Here is a 20,370-nt window from a genome sequence, read left to right on the forward strand (position 1 = left end):
ATCAGACCTTGTCGGCGGCGCGAAGGCGCCAGATGGCGAAGGGCAGGGCCTGGGGATCGAGGCGGAGGTATCGGTGGGAGCCGTCCCATCGTTCCTCGCCGCCCTGCAGGAGGTTTTCGGCGAGCAGCGCCGCGCCGTAGGGGAGGCCCATGGCGTCCTGCGGCAGCGCGATATGCGTCTCCAGCGGCTCGCGTGGATTCATCGACACCGCGACGAGCACGACATTCGCGAGATCCGGCGTCGCCTTCACGAAGAGCAGGATGCCCTCATGCCCCGAGGCGAGGATGGTCGTGCCGAGATGCGTGTGCAGCGCCGGGTTCTGTCGCCGCAGCGCGTTGAGCAGGGTGATCTCGGCCTTGATGTTCCCGGGGCGGTCGTGATCCCAGACGCGGATCTCGTATTTCTCGCTGTCGAGATACTCTTCCTTGCCGGGCTTCTCGGGCCGCGCCTCGCAGAGCTCGAAGCCGTTGTAGACGCCCCAGAGGCCCGAGAGCGTCGCCGCCAGCGCGGCGCGGATCAGGTGCCCTGGCCGGCCCGACTGCTGAAGAAAAATCGGGTTGATGTCCGGCGTGTTGACGAAGAAATGCGGCCGGAAGAACTCCGAGACAGGGGCTTGGTTCAGCTCCGTCATGTACTGGCCCAGTTCCCAGGCCTCGTTGCGCCAGGTGAAGTAGGTGTAGGACTGCGAGAAGCCGACCTTGGCCAGCCGGTACATCACCTTGGGGCGGGTGAAGGCCTCGGAGAGGAAGACGCAGTCGGGGTCGCGGGCGCGGACCTCGGCGATCATCCACTCCCAGAAGGGCAGCGGCTTGGTGTGCGGATTGTCGACGCGGAAGAGCTTCACGCCCTCCTTCGCCCAGAAGAGCACGACGTCGCGCAGCGCCAGCCACAGGTCGGGCACGGCGCCCTTCGCGTAGAAGTCGACGTTGACGATGTCCTCGTACTTCTTCGGCGGGTTTTCCGCGTAGCGGATGGAGCCGTCGGGCCGCCAGGCGAACCAGTCGGGATGCTGCTTGAGCCAGGGATGATCCGGCGAGCACTGGATCGCGAAGTCGAGCGCCAGCTCCAGCCCCTCCTTCGAGGCTGCGACGACAAGCCGGCGAAAATCGTCGAGCGTGCCGAGCTCGGGATGCAGCGCGTCATGCCCGCCGGCTTCGGAGCCGATGGCATAGGGGCTGCCCGGATCGTCGGGGCCGGCCGTCAGGCTGTTGTTGCGGCCCTTGCGGTTCTTCCTCCCGATCGGATGGATCGGCGGGAAGTACAGCACGTCGAAGCCCATCTCGCGCACGCGCGGCAGCTGCGCGATGACGTCGTCCAGCGTGCCGTGGCGCTTCGCGTCGCCGCTCTGCGAGCGCGGGAAGATCTCGTACCAGGCGGCGAAGCCGGCGGCGCGGCGCTCGACATCCAGTTGCAGCAGCGGCTCCTGGATCACCTGGAAGGGGCGCCGATCCGCCTTCGTCATCAGCGAGACGACACGGGGCATGGCGAAGAGCTCCACCGCACCGGCGGCATCGGCGCGGGGCAGCGCCTTGAGGAGCGACGCGAACTCGGCGGCCTCGCCGCGTGCCAGGTTCGCCTTCGCGGCTTCCAGCAGCGCCATGCCCTCGCGCCGCTCCAGCGTGATGTCGACGCCGGCGGCCTGCTTCTTGGTGATCTCGTCCAGGAAGGCGGCGTAAAAATCCACCCAGGCGCAGACGGTGTAGAGGTGGCGGCCCACGCGGTCCGGCACGAAGGTCGCCGTGTGGATGTCGTTGAGCGTGTGCCGCATCGGCACCTCGCGCCAGGCCTTCTCGTCGGAGGGCCGCCAGAGCAGGCGCACGGCCAGCTTGGTCGCGCCGTCGGTGAAGACGTCGGCGGTGACGGTCACGGGCTGGCCGACGGCGCGCTTCAACGGGAAGCGGCCGGCATCCACGATGGGGCGAATGGCCTCGACGGCGATGCGCGGCGATTCCGCGAAGGCCTTGGCGCCGCGCGCACCGGGTTCGGGCTTCAGGACGACCGGCTTGGTGTCCTGGATCGCGAGGCCGAGAACCTCGCCCGGCGCCAGGGTGATCCGGCCGGCCAAGTCCGTGGCATTGGCGGGCAGGGCGCCGGGCCTGGGCAGCAGTCCCACCACCTGCGCCGCAGAGACGACCGCCGGGCGCGCGAGCGAGGGGTTGGCCAGGACCAGCCGCCCTTCCGCGGCCTGCAGGATCACGGCCACGGGCGCCCTCGGCCCGGACAGCAGCAGCGGCGGCTCGGGCGCGGCGACGTGCCGCTTCCGCTCCGCATTCGCGTCCCGGACGGCGTCCTGGAGATCCAGGCGGGGGTTGCCGCGCAGCTCGGCAAACGCCTCGGCCTGGCCGGCGCCATGGCCCATGCGCTGCAGGTCGCCGAACTCGAAGCCCATGGGCAGCAGCCAGGCGGCGCCGGTGAGGGCGGAGAAGCGGAGAGCCCGTTCCGCCGCGCGCCCGGCCAGGATGCGGCTGGAGAAGCCGGCGGCCAGGCGCCGCGCGAAGGGCGCCTCGGGCATGGCCAGGAGGGGCGCCACGCGCGAGAGGCGCGCCGCCTCCTCGCCCCACCAGGGCGCTTCATAGTCCCACCAGGGCAGCGAGGAGGCGGCGAGGTCGAAGCCGCAGCCCTCGAGACCCGACACCTCGTTGGGGCTGCGGCCCTGGGTCCAGGCAATGAAGACGGCGTCGGGGCAAGACCGGCGCAAGCCACGGATCAGCTCGCCCCAGAAGGCGCCGCCGGCCGAAGCATCGAGGCAGCGGAAACCGCCGACGCCGGCCTGCATCCACTCGGTCAGCCGTTCCAGCCACCAGAGCCGCAGCTCGTCGGGGGCAGGGGCCGGCAACAGGGCCCCTTGCGCCACCGCGCGGCGGGGATCGGGCGGCAGATCGGCGCGAGGGTCATTGAGCCGCCATGCGGGATGGTCACGCAGGATGACGGCGCCCGTGTCGACACGATCGGTGGTGAGGTCCAGCAGAAGCGAGAGGCCGGCCGCGCGGGCTTCCTTGGCGATGCGGCGAAGGGCCGTCAGCGCGTCTCCGCCCCCCAGGGCGCTGTGGAGATGCCGATGGTCCGCGACCAGGAAGACCGAGTTGTCCCGGCCCGAAGCGAAGATCGGCGCCAGGACCACGCCGTCGAAGCCGAGCGATGATATCCGCGCGAACTCCTCCGGCCAGCGATCGACCGGGCCGGCTAGAAGATGATGAAAATAATAGAGGGATTGCGGTGGGACGGCGCCAGCCAATCGTCGTTCATCCTTCCGTCAGGACCGATCATCGGTCCGTGTGGAGGGCTAACCGCCGCAAGGCGTCATGGTTGCCGGCCCCCGGAGCCGCGCCCTGGCCTCATCGGATCCGGCGACAGGTCGAGGTCGGTCTTTGACGGCGGCTACAACTCGTACCGACTGACGCCGACATCTGTCCGATGCCAATGCCGGCACGTGACGAGGCAGAGCATGGGCCCTCTGATCTCAGTGCATCGGCAATCATTATCCGATGATGATGAGGATTCGAAGGTTATTGGACAGTATTTATCGATACGGAGGTGAATGCAGAAGCCGTTACAGGGCACCAATTGATCGATTTCTGCTTGGCATGATTCCGAAAAATATTCAGAGAAAGTCGTGAGGATCGGCTCCAAGCTCGATGTCTTCGAGTGCCACCGCCGAGCTGTCCATCAGTCGCGCAGGCAAGGCTCAATGTGCGATTGCATTCAAACGTTCTTTCCATGGCTTCCGGAGAGGTTGGCTGGTTTGAGGATTCCTTGGGCGACCGACAGAAGGAGCTGGCAACGGGCTGCAGGGTCCTCAACTGACCTCGGTGAACGGTGGTCAGGCCGCTTCCCCTATGAGGTGCTGAGATGGATATGAGATCTCACGACCATCTCAAATTGAGAGACTGTGCCTCGAAAGTTCGGCTATCCTTGCTGATCCGCCCTGCATCCAATCTTCCAAAAATATCTCAATGAGATAACCGCCTCTGGCGGGCTTTTTCATTTTCCTCCGGAAATTCCCCAACGTGTCACGCAAGGCGCGATAGGCAATCCATCAGCAGGCTGTCCTTGTCCGCATACTGGTCGATGATGTCGAAGTGGTGGAAGCCCGGCGCCACCAGCAGCCCGGAATCGATCCCGTGCCGGCGCAGGTGCTGCGCGTAGCGCAGCGACTGCTCGACCCAGAGCCACGGCTCCAGCCCCCCGGCCATGACCCAGACCGGGCAGCGGACACGCGGCGGAATGCGCTCATAGTCGTGCCGCCGGGCCAGTTCCGGGGTCAGGCGGAGGTCGACGTTCACGCTGGTCAGCATGGCGGGCGCGGGATCGTAGATGCCGCTGGTCATGAGCGCGCCCGTGATGGTCCCAGGCTGCCCCTCCCAATCCGCGGCCAGGATGGCGGCGACGAGATGCGCGCCCGCGGAGTGGCCGGACAGGCTGATCCGCCGCGGGTCGCCGCCATGCTCCGCCGCGTGGCGCATCACCCAGCCGACGCAGGCGTGGGCGGAGGCGACGACCTCGTCCAGCGTCGCGCGCGGGCAGAGCGGGTAGTTCGCGATCACCGCCGTCACGCCGCGCCGGACCAGCGCCTGCGCGATGAAGGCGAAGTTCGCCTTGTCCTGCGCGCGCCAGTAGCCGCCGTGGAAGAACACATGCACGGGCGAGCCCGGACCCGCGGGATAGAGGTCGAGCGTGTCGAGCGGATCGGGGCCGTAGGCGATGTCGCGCACCACGCGGAGCGAGGCCGCCGCCGCGTTGAGCGGATCGCGGCGGAGCTGGCTCGCCCGAAACTCCGGCACAGCGTGCTGCGGGTTGTAGTGCCATTCGTGCTCTTCCGGGGTCAGCCCGTCCCAGGGATTGTTCATGCGGTCACCTTCGGCAGCGTCACGATCTCGTCGAAGAACAGGCGCGGCGCCACGCCGCGCGGCCTGGCGGCCTCCACCTCGTCCCAGGCGCGGTAGGTGGGCTGGCCGTGCAGCGCCACGTCCAGCGCCATGCCGCGCACGAAACCGCTGGACGGTGCGAGGTTGCGGCCCACCACCGGGTCGGGGCCCGCCTCGAACCAGGCGCGGCCGGGATCGACCCGAAAAACCTGGTCGCCGATCTCGGCCGAGAGGCGGCCGTGCAGCAGCCGCCGGATGCCCGGTCCGGCATGGCCGTGCTTCGGCGTCACCCCGCCCGCCGGGAAATCCACCCGGTCGGCCCGCAGCACCAGCGGTGCCTCGGGATCGCGCGGCAGCAGGGCGGCCAGCACGATCCGGTCGCGGTCGGCCTCGTCCCAGGTGACGGCCGCCTCGAAGCACCAGACCTCGCCTTCGCCGCGCAAGGTCGCCGTGCCCACCACCAGCCGGCAGTCGTCCTCGCCGATTGTGCCGAGGCCCTCGACCTCGACCACGCCGCGCCGCACATAGATCGCGCGCGCGGCCGGCATCAGGTGCAGCACCCGGCCTGGCTCCAGCACATCCTCGGTTGCCGCCAGCCGGATCGTCATCAGGATTCGTCTCCGAATCGTGCCCGCAGCGCCCGGCCCAGCAGCGTGACGGCGACGGCCGAGAGCAGCAGGAAAAGACCGGGCCACAGCGACAGCCACCACGCCACGAGAATGAAATTCTTCCCTTGCTCCAGGATCGCGCCCCAGTCCGGCGTGGGCGGGGCGACGCCCAGGCCCAGGAAGCCCAGCGCCGCCTGGATCTGCAGCGCGAGCGGGAAGAGGATCACGTATTGCAGCACCACCAGCGGCAGCACGTTGGGCAGGATGTGCCGGCGCAGGATGGCGAATTCGGACGATCCCGCCGCGCGCCCCGCCTCGACATAGGGCCGCGCCGCCTCCGCCACCGCGCCCGAGCGCGCGATGCGGAAGAAGGTGGGCAGGTAGACCACGGCCAGCGCCAGCACGAGGTTTCCCGCGCCCGGGCCAAGAATGCCGGTGATGACCACGCCGGCGATGATCGGCGGGAAGGTCTGCACCATGTCGATGAGCCGCCCGCCCACCAGGTCCACCGCCCCGCCCGCATAGCCGGCGACGAGGCCGAGCGCCCCGCCCAGCAGGGCCGCGGCCAGCAGCGATCCCGCCACCAGCCCGAGCGTGACGCGCGCCCCATGGACGACGCGCGCGAAGACGTCGCGGCCGACATCGTCCGTGCCGAACCAGTGCTCGGCCGAGGGCGGCTGCAGCGACAGCGCCGGATCGATCGCGACCGGCGAGAGCGGCGCGACCCAGCCCGGCACGGCGATCATCACCGCGAGCAGGCCGAGCACGGCGAGCCCGAGCGCGAGCCCCGGCGTGAGGCGCCCCAGTCCCGGCACGATCATGTGCGCAGCCGCGGGTCGAAGAGGCCGTAGAGCAGGTCGACGACGAGGTTCACCGCGATCGCGATCAGCACGACGAAGAGCAGCGCGCCCTGCACCACCGGATAGTCGCGCCCCTGAATGGCGGAAAGAATCAACCGGCCGAGCCCGGGCAGCGAGAAGAGCGATTCGATCACCACCACCCCGCCCAGGATCTGCACCAGGATCAGGCCGATGAAGGTGGAGAGCGGGATCAGCACGTTGCGCAGCGCATGCACGAAATACACCGTGCCCGGCCGCAGCCCCTTGGAGCGGGCGGTGCGGATGTGGTCGCGCCGGAGCTCGGTGATCATCAACCCCCGCACGAACTGCGCATAGGCCGCCGCCTGCAGGAAGCCGAGGCTCAGCACCGGCAGGATCATGATGGAGATGTTTTCCGCCATATCCTCGGTCGGGCCCGAATAGGCGAAGGGCGGCGACCAGTCGAGCAGCGTGGAGCCGCCCACCAGCAGCATCAGCCCGACCCAGAAGACCGGCGCGGAAAGGCCGAGCATGGCGAAGCTCTGCACGGCAGCGTCGATCCTCCCGCCCGCTTGGATGCCCGCCCACATGCCCAGCGGCACGCCGACCAGGGTCGAGACCAGCAGGGTCAGGGTGGCCAGCTCCAGCGTCACGCTGAAGGCCTCGCCGATCATCGCCGTCACAGGCCGGCCCTGGTACCAGGAGGTGCCGAGATCGCCCGTCAGCGTGCGGCCGAGCCAGGCGAGGAACTGCCGCCAGACCGGCTGGTCCAGGCCGAAGAAGGTCCGCAGCGCCTCTTCGGCCGTGCGGTCGTTGCCCGACTGCCCCAGCATCTGGCCCACGATGTCGCCGGGCACCGCGCGCACCAGCAGGAAGACAGCCAGCGCCGAGAGCAGCGCGGCCACGGCCGAGGCCGCGAGACGTCGTCCGAGCAGCCTCAGCACAGGTGCATCAGGCCGCGATCCAGGCCTTGGCCAGGCCGAAATACCAGCCCGTGCCGTGCTGCGCGTAGTTGCGCAGCCGCGTGCTGTTCACCGTGAGGATGTCGGAGGAGAACATCATGATGGTCGGCGCCTCCTCCGCCAGGAGCTTCTGGAACTCGGCGTAGACGGCCTTGCGCTGGGCGGGGTCGCTGAGCTCCTGCCCGCGGTCGAGCAGCTCGGACGCGCGGGCGTTGTTCCAGCGGCGGAAATCCGCTCCTTCGGGCAGCGCGCGGAAGTGGCGGTAGAAGAGCAGGCTCGGGTCCGGCGTGGTGCCCCAGTCGTTGAAGGTGAAGCCCATCTCGCGCGAGCGGAAATTGCGGATCCACAGGCCGAGCTCGATGCGCTTGATGCTCACGCGGATGCCGACGCGCCGGAGCTGCTCGGCGATCGTCAGGGCCGCCGGATCCATCCAGTCGTAGCCGATGATGGTGGTCAGATCGATGTCGACGCCATTCGCATGCCCCGCCGCGGCCAGCAGCGCCTTCGCGCGATCGAGGTCGACGGCCTGGTTGGGCAGCTCGGCGATGGGCACGCCCCAAGCCTCCTGCATGCCCGCGACCATCGTGCCGATGACCGTGCCGTAGCCGGCGATGGAGGCGTCCATCACCGCCTTCTTGTCGAGGGCGAGGGCGATCGCCTGCCGCACCCGCACATCCTTCAGCGGGCCGTATTCGCAGTCGAGATCGACGGTCTTCTGGTTCAACGAGGGCCAGCGCTTCACCTCGACTCCGGGCAGGCGGGACAGCACCTGCGTGTCCTGCGGGCGGGAGAACATGGCGAGGTCGGCGCGCCGGCTCTGCAGCGCCACCGCCATGGCCGCGCTGTTCGGCATGACAGCGAAGGTCACCTCGTCCAGATAGGGCAGGCCGGCCTGCCAGTAGTCGGCGAAGCGCTCCATCACCAGCACGGAGTTGGGGCGGAACTGCTTCAGCTTGAACGGCCCCGTGCCGACGGAGATCTCGTTCATGCGCGTGCCCGAATTGGCATCCGCGAAGAAATCCTTCGGCACCACGGCGCCGTACTTGTTGGTCAGCGTCATCGGCAGCGCCGCGTTGGGCCTGACGAGGCGGAAGATCACGACATCCTCCGCCGGCGCCTCGATGGCCTCCACCGAGGAGAGGTCGCCCGCGCCGGGCGAGCCGTTCCGGGAGTCGCGCATGAAGTCATAGCTGTACTTCACGTCGGCCGAGCTCATGGCCTGGCCCGTGTGGAACTTCACCCCGCGGCGCAGCCGGAAGGTCCAGCTCCTGCCGTCGGGCGAGACCTCGGTGGAGGTCGCGAGCAGCGGGCGGGCGGTGCCGGATTCGTCCTCGTAGAACAGCCCCTGATACATCAGCACCGAGACGCGGATGCGGGCATCCGCCGCCTGGCGGAAGGGATCCAGCGCCGGCGGCTCCACCAGCGAGCCCACCGTCACGCGCCCGCCGCGCCGCGCCTGCGGGTCGGTCGGGCCGTAGATCAGGCTGTCATCGGCCTGCGCGACGAGCGGGATCGACAGGGTGGCCAGCCCCGCCAGCAGGGCCTCGCGCCGTCCGGGTACCCAGTGGTTCATGTCCTCGTCCCCCCGCTGCGTCAGGCGGCGCTGATCGCCGCCACGAATTCGATCTCCACCGGCACGTCGCGCGGCAGCTCCGCCACGCCCACTGCCGAGCGTGCATGCCGTCCGGCCTCGCCGAAGATATCCGCGAAGAGCGTGGAGGCCGCGTCCAGCACCTTGGGCTGGTCGTTGAAGCCGGGTGCCGAGGCGACGAAGCCCGTCACCTTCACGATGCGGCCGACACGATCGAGGTCGCCCAGCGACTCCGCCAGCACCGCGAGCCCGGACAGCACGCAGGCCCGCGCGCAGTCCTGGCCCGTGGCGAGGTCGATCCCCGCGCCGAGCTTCCCCGTCGCGCGCAAGGCTTCGCCCGCCCAGGGCAACTGGCCGGAGACCCAGGCGAGCCCGCCCTCGACCACCACGGCCTGATAGGCATAGGCCGGCGCGCGCGGCGGCGGCAGCGTGAGCCCCAGCGATTGCAGCCGCGCCTCGATCCTCATGCCGCCTTGCTCCTGTTCCGGTTCGCCAGCATGTCGCGCAGCACCCCCTCGGCATCATGGCGGATCGCGAAGCCGGTGTCGCGCGCCAGCCGCGCCTCGTCGACCAGGGGGAAGACCACGGGCGGCGCCTCGATCCGGAGCCGCGGCGCGTAGCCGGGGACGATCCGGGCCATGTCGCGCACGAGGGACGCCGCATCCGTGGTGAAGCCCGCGACGTGATAGACCGGCTCGCGCGGCGCCGGGCCCGCAAGGAGTTGCGCCACCAGCCGCCCGAGATCGGCGGCATGCATCGCGTCGAAGGGAATCCCGGGTGCCGTGACCTCCGGCGCCTGGTCCACCAGGCGCTTCACCCAGCTTGCCGCGCCGTCGTACCAGAGACCCGGACCGAGCATCAGCGGAATGCGCAGCCCGGTGATCTCCAGCCCGTGCACGCGGCGCATGAAGCCGGCGATGTCCTCGGCGAGCACCTTGGTCAGCGCGTAGGTGCCGAGCGGCAGGCGCGGCGCATCCTCATCCACGCGATCCTCCGACGCGGCGGCGCCGAGCACGACCGTGGAGCTGGTCCAGACCACGCGCCTGATCCCCGCCGCCGCGACCTCCGCGAGCAGGCGGCGGAAGCCCAGCACGTTCACGGCGAAGGCGCGGTCGGCCTCCGCCTCGGCCGCGCGCGACAGGCCGCCGCCGCTGCCGCCATAGGCCGCGAAGCAGGCGACCGCGTCGGGCCTCGCGGCTTCGAGCGCGGCGCGGATCGCAGCCGTATCCTCGATGGAGCCGGCGAGCGCCTCGGCGCCCTCGGGCACCGCACGCGGGGCAGGGTCCATCACCGCCACGCGCCATCCTGCGGCCAGCAACTCCCGCACGGCGGCGGCGCCGACGAAGCCGGCGCCGCCCACGACCAGCACGCGGCGCCCGACCTGCGTCATGCCGGGGTGAAGCGGCGGAGCGCGTCGCGATCGAGCGTGATGCCGAGGCCGGGGCCGGTGGGCACGTCGAGGAAACCGTCGGCGAAGCGGATCGGCGTCTCGAACAGCCCGTTCTGCAGGGGATTGCGGCCGACGTCGTATTCGATGAGCGCCGGATACGGCACGTTCTCCGCATGCGGATAGGAGGGCAGCGCGGCGACCCAGTGCACGGCCGCCGCCAGCCCGATCCCCGTGCCCCAGACATGCGGCGAGACGCGCAGATGCTCGGCGCCGCAGAGCGCGCCGATGGTGCGCGCCGTGTCGAGCCCGCCGCACAGCGTGAGATCCGGCTGCAGGATGGCGGCGAGCCTTCCGTCGATCACCCGCCGGAAGTCGAACAGCGTGTAAAGCGCCTCGCCCGTCGCGACGGGGATCGTCGTGCGCGCGGCAAGCTCGCGGTAGCCGGCCCAGTCCTGCGGCGCGAGCGGCTCCTCCACCCAATGAATGTCGGACTCCGCCATGCGCCGCATGGATTCCAGCACGATGTCGAGCGTGTAGTTGCCGTTGACGTCCACGGTGAGCAGCGGCGCGTCGCCGATGATGCGGCGCGCCAGCGCGGCGCGCTTGGCATCCTCGCGCGGGTGGCGGCCGATCTTGATCTTGTAGGCGCCGAAGCCGCGCCCGGCGAGCGGCTCCAGCTGCGCGGCGAGCGCGGCCAGATGGTCCTCGGCGCGCGTGAGGTAGCCGCCCGAGGCATAGACCGGCACGCGGTCGCGCTGCCGCCCGCCGATCAGGTCGCAGACCGGCAGGTTCAGCAGCTTGCCCATCGCATCATGCGCGGCGATGTCGATGCCGGAGAGCATCGCCACCAGCCCGTTCTGCGTGCCGAGATGATAGTGCTTGGCGAGGATCGTCTGCGCGATGCCGCGCTGGGCGAAGACGGAGCGGCCGAGGAAGTACGGCTTCACGATCTCCAGATAGGCGGCGTTGACCGAGGCCGGCCCCCAGGCCTCGCCGATGCCCTCGACGCCGTCCTCGGTGTCCAGCAGCACGAGGCCGGCGCCGCGCATGTGGGTCAGCCCGCGCGCCATGCCGTAGGCCTCCTCCGGCGGCATCGCGTACTGCAAGGGGAGGATGCGGATATCGCGGATGCGGCTCATGCGCCGGGGCTCGTTCGGTCCATTGAAGGGAGCATGGAACCGGCCTTTCGGTGCGGCAAGCCTGCGCGGGGGTGCCCCGGCGCGAAGCCTGTCTCGAAGCTCTGCGGAAGTTGCCGATTAATGGGGGGCGAGCCGCTGCCTTCAGGGGCCGGATGCGCGGTGCTGCCGGCGCCCGGCCCCGCGAAGGACAGCCCGCCGGGATCACGGCGCGCGGTCGCGACGAGGGCACGGGTTGGGGCGAAGCGACGCTGCGGTGACCGAGACAGAATCTCGGATTGCCGAGCCGGCCCCATGCCTTCGCCAAGCTTCAGAAGATCCAGAGCGGTTCCGGTCCAGGCGGCATCAGGCAGGGGTGCAGGAGAGCGCGGCGCTGCCCTGAAAACCCGTGATGCGGACCGGCGCGGACGAAAGGCCCGCCTGCAGCTCCGCCAGGCCGAGATCCCTGGCGATCACCACCAGGCCCTCCACGGCATCCCGGGCGGCGGGGATCGGCGCCGGCGGGGCGAACAGCGTCCCGACCGCCTGCACGAGCAGCGGCACCTCGCTCCCGGGCCGCCGGAGGAAGCCTTTCACGCGCAGGAGGCGTTCTCCGCAGAAGGCCGCCAGGTCCTCCATCGCATCCAGGCGGTCGTCCCAGCACGCCTCATCCGTGAAGGTGAGCCGCAGGACGGAGATGCGGGGATGCGGCGCTCCCATCGCGGCGGCGTCCTGCGGAATGTCCGCAACCTGCGGCGGCGGCGCGAAGGCCGCCCGCGCCCGCGCCAGGCGATCCGGCTCGACCACGTGACGGGCGAGCGGGTTCATCGAACGGGCCAGGTCGAGGGCCTCCGCGGGATCGCCCAGGTCGGTCTTCGTGACCACGATGGTGCCGGCGGCCGCGAGCTGGGCGGCCACCTCGTCGAACTCCGTGGCCTGCTGGACCGCGCGCGTCGCGTCGCAGGTCGAGACGACCTGCACCGCCAGACCGAGCGGCGCCAGCGGCGCGAGGGAGCGCAGGATGGGCCCCGGCCGCGACAGGCCGGAGCCCTCCAGCACGATCCGCCGGAAAGGCGGCAGGCCGGATTTTTCCCGCGCGTCGAACAGCGCCCGGATCGTGACGACGAGGTCGCTGGTCAGCGAGCAGCACACGCAGCCATTCGCCAGCATGGTCATCGGCACCGTGCCGCCCTCGGCCAGGATCGCGCCGTCCACGCCGATCTCACCGGCCTCGTTGACGATGACAGCGGTATCCGCCGCCTCGGGCAGGCTCAGCCAGTCCACCAGCAGGGATGTCTTGCCGCTCCCGAGGAACCCCGCCAGCAGGACGAACGCGGTCATGTCGCGGCGGCTTCGATGGCCTTCTGCTCCGCCACCATGGCGCGGACATCCGCCAGCAGCTCCGCGGCATCGAAGACCAGGCCGGCGCGGATGGTGTGCCGCAGCGCGCGACGCCACTCGCCCTTGTTGGTCTCCTCGTTCAGGCGCAGCGCGCCCGTGCCGTAGAGCAACTTGAAGTCGGCCAGCGGATTCTCGTCCAGCACCAGCAGGTCGGCGAGCTTGCCGACCTCGATGCTGCCGGTCTCGCCGTCGATGCCCAGCAGCTCCGCGCCCTGGATGGTGGCGGAGCGCAGCACCTCCAGCGGGTTGAAGCCGGCCTCCTGCAGCAGCTCCAGCTCGCGGATGTAGCCGAAGCCGAAGATCTGGAAGATGAAGCCGGAATCGCTGCCCGTGCAGACCCGCCCGCCGCGGTTCTTGTAGGCGTTCAGGAACTGCATCCAGAGGCGGTAATGCGCCTTCCACTCCACCTCGTTGCCGATGGACCAGCGGTACCAATAGGCGCCGTGACCGCCGCGCGAGGGCTGGAAGTAGCGCCACATGCTGGGCCAGGTGTGCTCGTCATGCCAGTCGGCGCGGCGGAAGCGCATGAGGTCGCGGTTGGCGTCGTAGATCGTGAAGGTGGGGACGAAGGTGAAGTCGAGCTCGAGGAAGTGCTCCAGGACCTCGTTCCACTTCGCGCTGCCGGGTTCCGCGGCCTGCAGGAAGGTCTGTCCCGCGGCGGAGAACCGGAAGTACTCGTCGCTGTAGCTGTAGTCCGGCGGATAGTCCTGCACGACGCGGTCGGCATAGAGCGCTTCCGGCAGGCCGTAATAGTGCTCGGCGCTGGTCAGGCCCCAGCGCGCGGTGGTGAGCGCGTTCATGCGCGTCACCGCCTGCTGCGCGTGGTGGCAGCCGCTGCGCAGGCCGAGCTTGCCGCACTCCTCCAGCGCCGCACGCATGATGGCCGGCGGCGCGCCGAAGAACTTCACCCCGTCCGCGCCTTTCTCCTTGACCTTGCGCAGCCACTGCCGGGCCTCGTCCGGCGTGTGGATGGTCTTCAGCATGTCGTTCACGGCGGGGAAGTAGGGGTGCGCGACGATGCGCGGCGCCGCGATGCGGTTGGCCGCGGAGGCCTCGCGCTGCTCGGCCACCCAGTCGAGGCCGTTGAAGCAGCCCATCTCGCGCACCGTCGTCACGCCATGGGCGAGCCACAGCTTGTAGACATAGTCCGCAGGCGCGACCGCGCCGTGCAGCGCGTGATAGGCCACGCCGATATGGGTGTGGCAGTCGATCAGCCCGGGCGTCACGAACTTGCCGTGGCAGTCGATCTCGTGGTCGCCGGCGGGCGGGCGGCGGGACGGGTTGATCGGCCGGTGCGGCGTGCCGACCGGCGTGATGGAAGCGATCCGGTCGCCCTCGATCACGATGTCGGCCGGCCCCCAGGGCGGCGCGCCGGTCCCGTCGATGACCTGGGCGCCGCGCAGCACGAGGCGGCGATAGGGGCCGGTGCCCCGATCCCGCCCGGTGGCGGGCGGGACGGGGGGCATGCCGAGCTTCGTGTTCTTCGCCGTGATCTCCTGGCCGATCCCGGGCGCGCTCGCGATGTCGTCGGACGTCATGACAGTTCCTCCTTCGGCCGGCGGTAGCGCCGGCCGAGAGCGGCGCTGCCGAGCACGGTCAGCACCAGGGTGATGGTCAGCAGGATGAAGGCCAGCGCCGCGCCGAAGGGCCAGTTGCTGCCGCGCACGAACTGGTCGTAGACGGCCGGCGCCATCATTTTGAAGCGCGGCCCGCCGAGCAGCACGGCGGACGCATAGGTGTTCATGCAGAGCACGAAGACCAGCACCGACCCAGCCGCCACGCCCGGCAGCGCAAGCGGCAGCACGACGCGGCGAAACACCGTCCAGGAGGGCGCGCCCAGGTTGGAGGCGGCCTCCTCGACGTTGCGCGGGATGCTCTCGATGACCGCCGAAAGCGTGAGGACCATGTAGGGCAGCACGACAGCCACGATGCCCACGACGACGGCGCCGGGATTGTAGATGAGCGGCAGCGGCGCCGAGATCAGCCCCAGTCCGAGAAGGCTGGCGTTGATCGCGCCGCCATTGCCCAGCAGCGCCAGCCAGCCGGCCGCCCGAACCACATTGCCGACGAGCAGCGGGAACATCACCACGATGGTGGCGAAGCTCTTCCACCGGCTCTCCATGCGCGCGAGCCAGTAGGCGGTGGGGAAGCCGAGCCCCAGCGTCAGCAGCGTGCTGCCCAGCGCGACGGTCAGCGTGGTGAGCAGCACCGAGCGGTAGTAGGGATCGCCCACCGCGCGCAGGTAGTTCGCCGCGGTCAGCGCCTCCCGCATCATCTCGGTCGGGCTGTACTCGTTCAGCGAGATGCGGAACAGCAGCACCATCGGCGCGACGAGCAGCAGCGCGACCAGCAGCCCCGCAGGAAGGACGAGCGCGGCCAAGGCCTCAGCCCTTGAACTGCCTGTTCCAGAAGTCGAGGATCTCGGCATGGCTGCGGATGAGGTAGTCGTAGTCCGGCGAGCGCAGCCGCGCCTGGTCTGCCTCGCTCAGGCTGATCGCCGCGGCGACCGGGGGCGGCAGGTGCGCATCCGTCACCGTCGGCAGGTAGCCCATGCGATCGGCGAAGGCGACCTGCGCCTCGGCCCGCAGCATCGCGTCGAGATAGGCGTAGGCATTGTCCTTGTTGCGGCTGTTGCGCGTCATCGCCGCCTCGAAGAGGATGGCATAGGCGGCCTCGCGCGGGACGACGTGGCGCAGCGGGATGCCGGCCTTCTGCCACATGTAGCCGCGTGCCAGCCACATCGGCGTCAGCCAGACCTCCTCCTCCTTGAGCGCCGTCGCCAGCGCCTCGTTGGAGGGGTAGATCTTGGCGTCGAGCGACCGCAGCTCCATCAGCTTGGCCCGGGACGGGGCGTAGTCGCTGAAGGAGCCGCCGCCCGCCATCGCCGCGGCGAAGGTGTTGGTGGAGTAGAGGATGTCCGAGAAGCCGACGCGGCCGCGGTACTTCGGGTCCCACATGTCGGAAAAGCCGGTGGGCGGCGTCGTCACCTTGTTCGGATTGTACAGCAGCACCAGCGCGGAATAGATGTGCGGGACCGCATAGGGCTTGCGCAGCGCCGGCACGACGGCGCCCCAGCGCGAGAGCTTGCCCGTGTCCAGCGTCTCCAGCGCGTTCTGCTGCGACATCATCTGCATGTCAGTGTCGGAGAGGCAGGACACGTCCATCGTGCCGCGGCGTGCCGTGCGCTCCGCCAGCATCTTGGTCTTGCGGGGATCGGCGTTCGCGATGTCCTGCAGGACCTCGATGCCCTGCGGTGCCAGGAGCGGCACGTCGATGTTCTGCCGCAGCAGCTCGCCGTAGTCGCCGCCCCAGGTGCCGACCACCACCTGACGGGCCTGGGCGAGGCCGGGATTCGGAAGGCCCGCGGAGGCGGCGGCGATGGCGGCGCCGGCCAGGGCGGCGCGTCGGGTCATGCTCATGGTTGAGGCTCCTTGCTATTCGGGTTGTGCGGACAGCAGCCGGGCATCGGAAGCGTCCCATGATAGCGCCACGGCGTCACCCGCGTTAAGGCGACGCAGCGGCTCGCCGGCCGCCGGCGTCGGGCGGATGGCCAGCAGCGGCGTGCCGTCGAGGTCGAGGTGGTACTCGGTCAGCGGGCCGAGATAGGTCGCCGCGCGCAGCCGGGCGGGACCGTCCATCGCGGGCGCGACCTGGATGCGCTCGGGCCGCAGCGCCAGCACGTGCCGCCCCGGCGGCGCCGTGCCGGCACAAGGCAGCAAGGCGCCAGTGGACGCGCGGAACATTCCCGCCCCCTCCAGCGCGCCCTCGACCAGGTTGCACTGCCCCACGAACCCCGCGACGAAGGGATCGGCCGGGCGCTCGTAAAGCTCCTCCGCGGTGCCGACCTGCCGGACCCGCCCCTTCTCCATCACCACGAGGCGGTCGGCCATGGTCAGGGCCTCCTCCTGGTCGTGCGTCACGATCAGCGTGGTCAGGCCGAGCCGCTGCTGCAGGGCGCGGATCTCCATGCGCACCTCGCCGCGCAGCTTGGCGTCGAGGTTGCTCAGCGGCTCGTCCAGCAGGAACACGGCGGGGTTGACGACGAGGGCGCGCGCCAGCGCCACGCGCTGCTGCTGGCCGCCCGAGAGCTGACGGGGCAGCCGGTCCTCCAGCCCGTCCAGCCGGACCAGGCGCAGGGCCTCGCGCACGCGCGCCTCGCGCTCGGCCCGGCCGATGCGCCGCATCTCCAGCCCGAAGGCCACGTTGGCCGCGACCGTCATGTGCGGGAACAGCGCGTAGGACTGGAAGACCATGCCGGTGTCGCGCGCATGCGGCGGCGCCTGGGTCACGTCGGTCCCGCCGATCAGCACGCGGCCGGCGCTGGGTGCCACGAAGCCCGCCACCATGCGCAGGGTCGTGGTCTTGCCGCAGCCGGAGGGGCCGAGCAGCGCGACCATCTCGCCCTGCTTCACGTCGAGGTCCACCCGCTCCACCGCGACGGAGCTGGCGTAGCGCTTGGCCAGCGCCTCGAGGACCAGGCTCCCCATCACACGGTCCTCGCGATGGAGACGAAGCGGTCCGTGACCAGCATGAGCACGGCGACACCAAGGATCTGAACCGTCGCCACCGCGGCCAGCGTCGGGTCCACGCGGAACTCCAGGTAGTTCAGCATCGCGACGGGCAGGGTGGTCCGCCCCGGCCCCACCAGCAGCAGGCTCAGCTCCAGGTTCTCGAAGCTCTGGATGAAGGAGAAGAGGCAGGCCGCGATGATGCCGGAGCGCATGGCCGGCAGCGTCACGCGGCGGAACACCGTGAAGGGCCGGGCGCCGAGATTGGCGGCCGCCTCCTCGGCGGCGCGGTCCAGCCCCTGCAGGCTGGCCGTCACCAGCCGCACGGTCCAGGGGATGGTCAGCAGGACATGCGCGGCCACCAGGCTCTCCAGCGTCGCGGCGATGTCCCGGTCCAGCCAGAACTCGGCGCGAAGGTAGAACATGTAAAGCGCCGTGCCCGCGACCACCGCCGGCACCGCCAGCGGCGCCAGCAGCAGCGTGCTCATCGCGGAGGCGCCGGGCAGCCTCCCCCGCACGATGGCATAGGCCGCCGCCGTGCCCAGCGGCACGCCGATGCAGGTCGCCAGCGCCGCGACCTGCAGGCTGGTGACGAAGCCGCGGGCGAATTCCCGGCGCTGCCAGGCGTTGACGTACCAGTCCAGGGTCAGGCCCGAGGGCGGGAAGGACACGATCTCGTCGCGGAAGACGCTGATGGTCATGACAGTGGCGACGGGCGCCAGCATGACGGCGAAGGCGGCCAGGACGAGCAGCCGGAAGGGCAGCCGGCGCAGGAAGGAGGGCAGCGCCACGGCACGGCTCCGAGGTGCCGCCGTCCGTCCGTCCTGCAGTTCTGCACGCATGCCAGGCTCCTCGACGCAAGGACGGTCAGGACCGCCGCCAGCGGGATCCGGCGCGCGGAGCTTGGCGGCGCGAACAGTGGAGTGATCCGGCGAGGGCTGTCCAGAGGACGCCGGATGGCGTCGCCAACCGATCCTCCCGCGGTGTTTGCCCGTAGAGGAGGCCTCCGATGCCGAATCGTCCGCCGGCAATCCCCGATATCGCAGGTGGGGGGCAATGGCCAGAAGCCACGAGCCCCCGGCCTCAGCGCAAGGTCATCCCCCGGCCGCCAGGGAGGCCATCGCGTCCGGTCCCAGCATCCAGCGGTCCCAGTCGGGATCGGGCGTGGCGCCGATCCCGCGATAGAAGGCCTGGGCCCGCGCGTTGTCCTTCAGCACGAACCAGCAGAACTTCCCGTGCCCCGTCTCCACGGCGTGGCGCGCCATGCGCTGCACCAGCCGGCGCCCGACCCGGCCGCCGCGATGCTCCGGATCCACGTAGAGCCACTTCATCATGAGCAGCGGCTCCAGCGTGTGCATGAAGGCGATCTCGTAATGCACGGCCATGCCCGCCAGCCGGCCGTCGCCGCGGTCCGCCACGAAGGCGCCGAATTCCGGGCGCTCGCCGAAGCCGCGGCGCAGCAGCTCCGCCTCGGTGAGCCGGAAGCCGCTGCCGCGCTCATAGGTGACGATGCCCTCCATGAGCCGCAGCAGCTCGGGCACGTCCTCGCGGACCATGGACCTGATCTCGATCATTCCCGTCCTCACGATCCCGCCGTCACGGCCGATAGATCTGCAGCTCGTCCCGGCAGGCCTGGCTGAAGGCGCAGAGCGGATCGAGCTCGCCGGCATGGGTGATGTCGGCGAAGAGCCGCAGCTCCTTGTTCGGCTCGAAATAGGCCGCCCCGATCCGGTTCATGACCTGCTCCGCCTCGTGCAGCGTCCGCGGCTGGCCGAAGAGCCGGAGCATGCTCACGATGGCGTAAAGGTGCACGAGCTTCGCGGGATCGTCGAGCTGATGCTCGAAGGCGTCGCCGAAGAGCCGCGACGCCTCCCGGATGAAGTCGCCGTAGAGGGCCTCGCGGCGCGCCCGGTCCTGCGCGCGCTGGGTGGCCCGCGCCTGCGACGCCTGGGTGAGCCAGCTCGTCGCGAGCGAGGCCAGCGCGCCGATCGCGGAGCCGGCCAGGGCGGCGAAAGCGGAAATGTAGCCTGCTTCCATCACGAAGCTCCCATCCACTCGGAGGCAGGGAAGCCCGGTCTGCGACGTGTCCGCGCCCGGGCCTATGGCATGAACCGGCCATGGTGAACCCGCCTTCGGCGGTCTCCTTCAGCGCGACGTTCCGGGCCCCGACGCGGCGCGATGGGGAGAGGCCGGATCATTCGGCCAGGCCCCCACCCGGCGCAGCATGCGGGCGAGCCACTCCGCGAAAGGCGCCGGTCCGGTCCGGGAGGATTGCTCGACCTCCCATCCCGGCCGCGCTGGGCGCGACCTCGGGCCGCTCCTGCTCCGCCGGAGATATGGGCTGCGGGCTCATGCGAGGACGAAGCCCCCGTCGACGCCCAGCACCTGGCCCGTCACCCAGGCGGCCTGGTCGCTGGCCAGCGCGAGAATCCAGGCTGCGACATCGTCGGCCTCGCCGCGGCGGCCCAGCGGGATGAGGGCCCGCTCGCGCTCCCGGATCGCGTCGGCCTCCTCCTGGGCGAAGCCCATGCGCTCCTGCAGGAACCCCGTCTCGACCGGCCCCGCGGCGATGGCGTTGACCCGCACGCCGGACGCCGCCAGCTCGAGGGCCCAGCAGCGCGTCATCTGCTCCAGCGCCGCCTTGCTGGCGGCGTAGTCCGCAAAGCCGGCGAGCGGCTTCCGCGCGAGCGTGCTCGAGACGTTGACGATGCAGCCCCTGCTCCTCTCCAGATGGGGAAGGGCCGCCGCGGCCAGCAGGGCGGGCCCGAACACGTTCGCGGCGTAGATCTTCTGCAGATGCGCCGGCGACGTCTCGGCCAGGCCCCGCGGGCTGCCCGCGCCGGCGTTGTTGACGAGGACGTCGAGGCGTCCCCACCGGGCCAGCGCTGCCTCGACCGTGCGGGGCGCGTCGTCGGGAAGGCTCGCATCCGCCACCAGGGTCGCGATGTTCGCCTCGCCGGCCGCCGCAGCCTCCAGCGCCGCCGCGCGGCGGCCGGTGATGAGGACCCTGGCTCCCGCCCTGGCGAAGATCCGCGCGGCGGCCAGGCCGATGCCCGCGCCTCCGCCGGTGACGATGGCCACCTTGTCTTGCATGTCCATGACTCTCTTTTTT

At 70.5% G+C, this 20,370-nt stretch carries 18 protein-coding genes; all 18 read right to left on the reverse strand.

Translation table 11 applies throughout. The features are described from left to right. Nucleotide 1: 1 nt before the first annotated feature. Nucleotides 2-3,235: an alpha-1,4-glucan--maltose-1-phosphate maltosyltransferase gene (locus AC1ROY_RS08730; protein ID WP_493148408.1), complete on the reverse strand. Its 3,234-nt coding sequence runs from the start codon at nucleotides 3,233-3,235 to the stop codon at nucleotides 2-4. 775 nt (nucleotides 3,236-4,010) lie between these two features. Continuing rightward, nucleotides 4,011-4,847, reverse strand: coding sequence for an alpha/beta hydrolase (locus AC1ROY_RS08735; RefSeq protein ID WP_493148409.1), 837 nt, complete (start codon nucleotides 4,845-4,847; stop codon nucleotides 4,011-4,013). Then, on the reverse strand, nucleotides 4,844-5,473 hold the full coding sequence (locus AC1ROY_RS08740; RefSeq protein ID WP_493148410.1) for a hypothetical protein: 630 nt from the start codon (nucleotides 5,471-5,473) through the stop codon (nucleotides 4,844-4,846). Before AC1ROY_RS08740 ends, AC1ROY_RS08735 begins: the two co-directional genes overlap by 4 nt. Beyond that, nucleotides 5,473-6,294 (reverse strand): ABC transporter permease, encoded by an 822-nt coding sequence (locus AC1ROY_RS08745; protein WP_493148411.1) that lies wholly within the window; start codon nucleotides 6,292-6,294, stop codon nucleotides 5,473-5,475. The genes AC1ROY_RS08740 and AC1ROY_RS08745 overlap by 1 nt, the downstream gene beginning before the upstream one ends. Further along, the gene (locus AC1ROY_RS08750) at nucleotides 6,291-7,235 is read right to left on the reverse strand and encodes an ABC transporter permease (protein WP_493148412.1); all 945 of its coding nucleotides are present in this window, start codon (nucleotides 7,233-7,235) and stop codon (nucleotides 6,291-6,293) included. The genes AC1ROY_RS08745 and AC1ROY_RS08750 overlap by 4 nt, the downstream gene beginning before the upstream one ends. A gap of 7 nt (nucleotides 7,236-7,242) precedes the next feature. Next, nucleotides 7,243-8,826, reverse strand: coding sequence for an ABC transporter substrate-binding protein (locus AC1ROY_RS08755; RefSeq protein WP_493148413.1), 1,584 nt, complete (start codon nucleotides 8,824-8,826; stop codon nucleotides 7,243-7,245). 20 nt (nucleotides 8,827-8,846) lie between these two features. Then, nucleotides 8,847-9,311 carry a RidA family protein gene (locus AC1ROY_RS08760; protein ID WP_493148414.1) on the reverse strand — a complete coding sequence of 155 codons (465 nt, stop codon included), beginning with the start codon at nucleotides 9,309-9,311 and terminating at the stop codon, nucleotides 8,847-8,849. Continuing rightward, on the reverse strand, nucleotides 9,308-10,234 hold the full coding sequence (locus tag AC1ROY_RS08765; protein ID WP_493148415.1) for an NAD-dependent epimerase/dehydratase family protein: 927 nt from the start codon (nucleotides 10,232-10,234) through the stop codon (nucleotides 9,308-9,310). The genes AC1ROY_RS08760 and AC1ROY_RS08765 overlap by 4 nt, the downstream gene beginning before the upstream one ends. Beyond that, the gene (locus AC1ROY_RS08770) at nucleotides 10,231-11,373 is read right to left on the reverse strand and encodes a mandelate racemase/muconate lactonizing enzyme family protein (RefSeq protein ID WP_493148416.1); all 1,143 of its coding nucleotides are present in this window, start codon (nucleotides 11,371-11,373) and stop codon (nucleotides 10,231-10,233) included. Before AC1ROY_RS08770 ends, AC1ROY_RS08765 begins: the two co-directional genes overlap by 4 nt. Before the next feature lie 342 nt (nucleotides 11,374-11,715). Next, nucleotides 11,716-12,690 carry a CobW family GTP-binding protein gene (locus tag AC1ROY_RS08775; RefSeq protein WP_493148417.1) on the reverse strand — a complete coding sequence of 325 codons (975 nt, stop codon included), beginning with the start codon at nucleotides 12,688-12,690 and terminating at the stop codon, nucleotides 11,716-11,718. Further along, entirely contained in the window at nucleotides 12,687-14,288 is a 1,602-nt protein-coding gene (locus AC1ROY_RS08780; protein WP_493148418.1) for an amidohydrolase family protein, read from the reverse strand. Before AC1ROY_RS08780 ends, AC1ROY_RS08775 begins: the two co-directional genes overlap by 4 nt. Next, the gene (locus AC1ROY_RS08785) at nucleotides 14,285-15,130 is read right to left on the reverse strand and encodes an ABC transporter permease (protein ID WP_493148419.1); all 846 of its coding nucleotides are present in this window, start codon (nucleotides 15,128-15,130) and stop codon (nucleotides 14,285-14,287) included. Before AC1ROY_RS08785 ends, AC1ROY_RS08780 begins: the two co-directional genes overlap by 4 nt. A 4-nt stretch (nucleotides 15,131-15,134) precedes the next feature. Then, nucleotides 15,135-16,169, reverse strand: a complete 1,035-nt coding sequence (locus tag AC1ROY_RS08790; protein WP_493148420.1) for an ABC transporter substrate-binding protein — start codon at nucleotides 16,167-16,169, stop codon at nucleotides 15,135-15,137. Between the two features lie 15 nt (nucleotides 16,170-16,184). Continuing rightward, the gene (locus AC1ROY_RS08795; protein WP_493148421.1) at nucleotides 16,185-17,237 is read right to left on the reverse strand and encodes an ABC transporter ATP-binding protein; all 1,053 of its coding nucleotides are present in this window, start codon (nucleotides 17,235-17,237) and stop codon (nucleotides 16,185-16,187) included. Further along, entirely contained in the window at nucleotides 17,237-18,100 is an 864-nt protein-coding gene (locus tag AC1ROY_RS08800) for an ABC transporter permease (RefSeq protein WP_493148422.1), read from the reverse strand. The genes AC1ROY_RS08795 and AC1ROY_RS08800 overlap by 1 nt, the downstream gene beginning before the upstream one ends. Nucleotides 18,101-18,352: 252 nt before the next feature. After that, entirely contained in the window at nucleotides 18,353-18,832 is a 480-nt protein-coding gene (locus AC1ROY_RS08805) for a GNAT family N-acetyltransferase (RefSeq protein WP_493148423.1), read from the reverse strand. A gap of 22 nt (nucleotides 18,833-18,854) precedes the next feature. Beyond that, complete coding sequence (locus AC1ROY_RS08810; RefSeq protein ID WP_493148424.1) at nucleotides 18,855-19,295, reverse strand: hypothetical protein; 441 nt, start codon at nucleotides 19,293-19,295, stop codon at nucleotides 18,855-18,857. A gap of 312 nt (nucleotides 19,296-19,607) precedes the next feature. After that, nucleotides 19,608-20,351, reverse strand: a complete 744-nt coding sequence (locus AC1ROY_RS08815; RefSeq protein ID WP_493148425.1) for an SDR family NAD(P)-dependent oxidoreductase — start codon at nucleotides 20,349-20,351, stop codon at nucleotides 19,608-19,610. Nucleotides 20,352-20,370 lie beyond the last annotated feature (19 nt).

Source organism: Roseococcus sp. GW821-FHT12F05 (assembly GCF_058806835.1).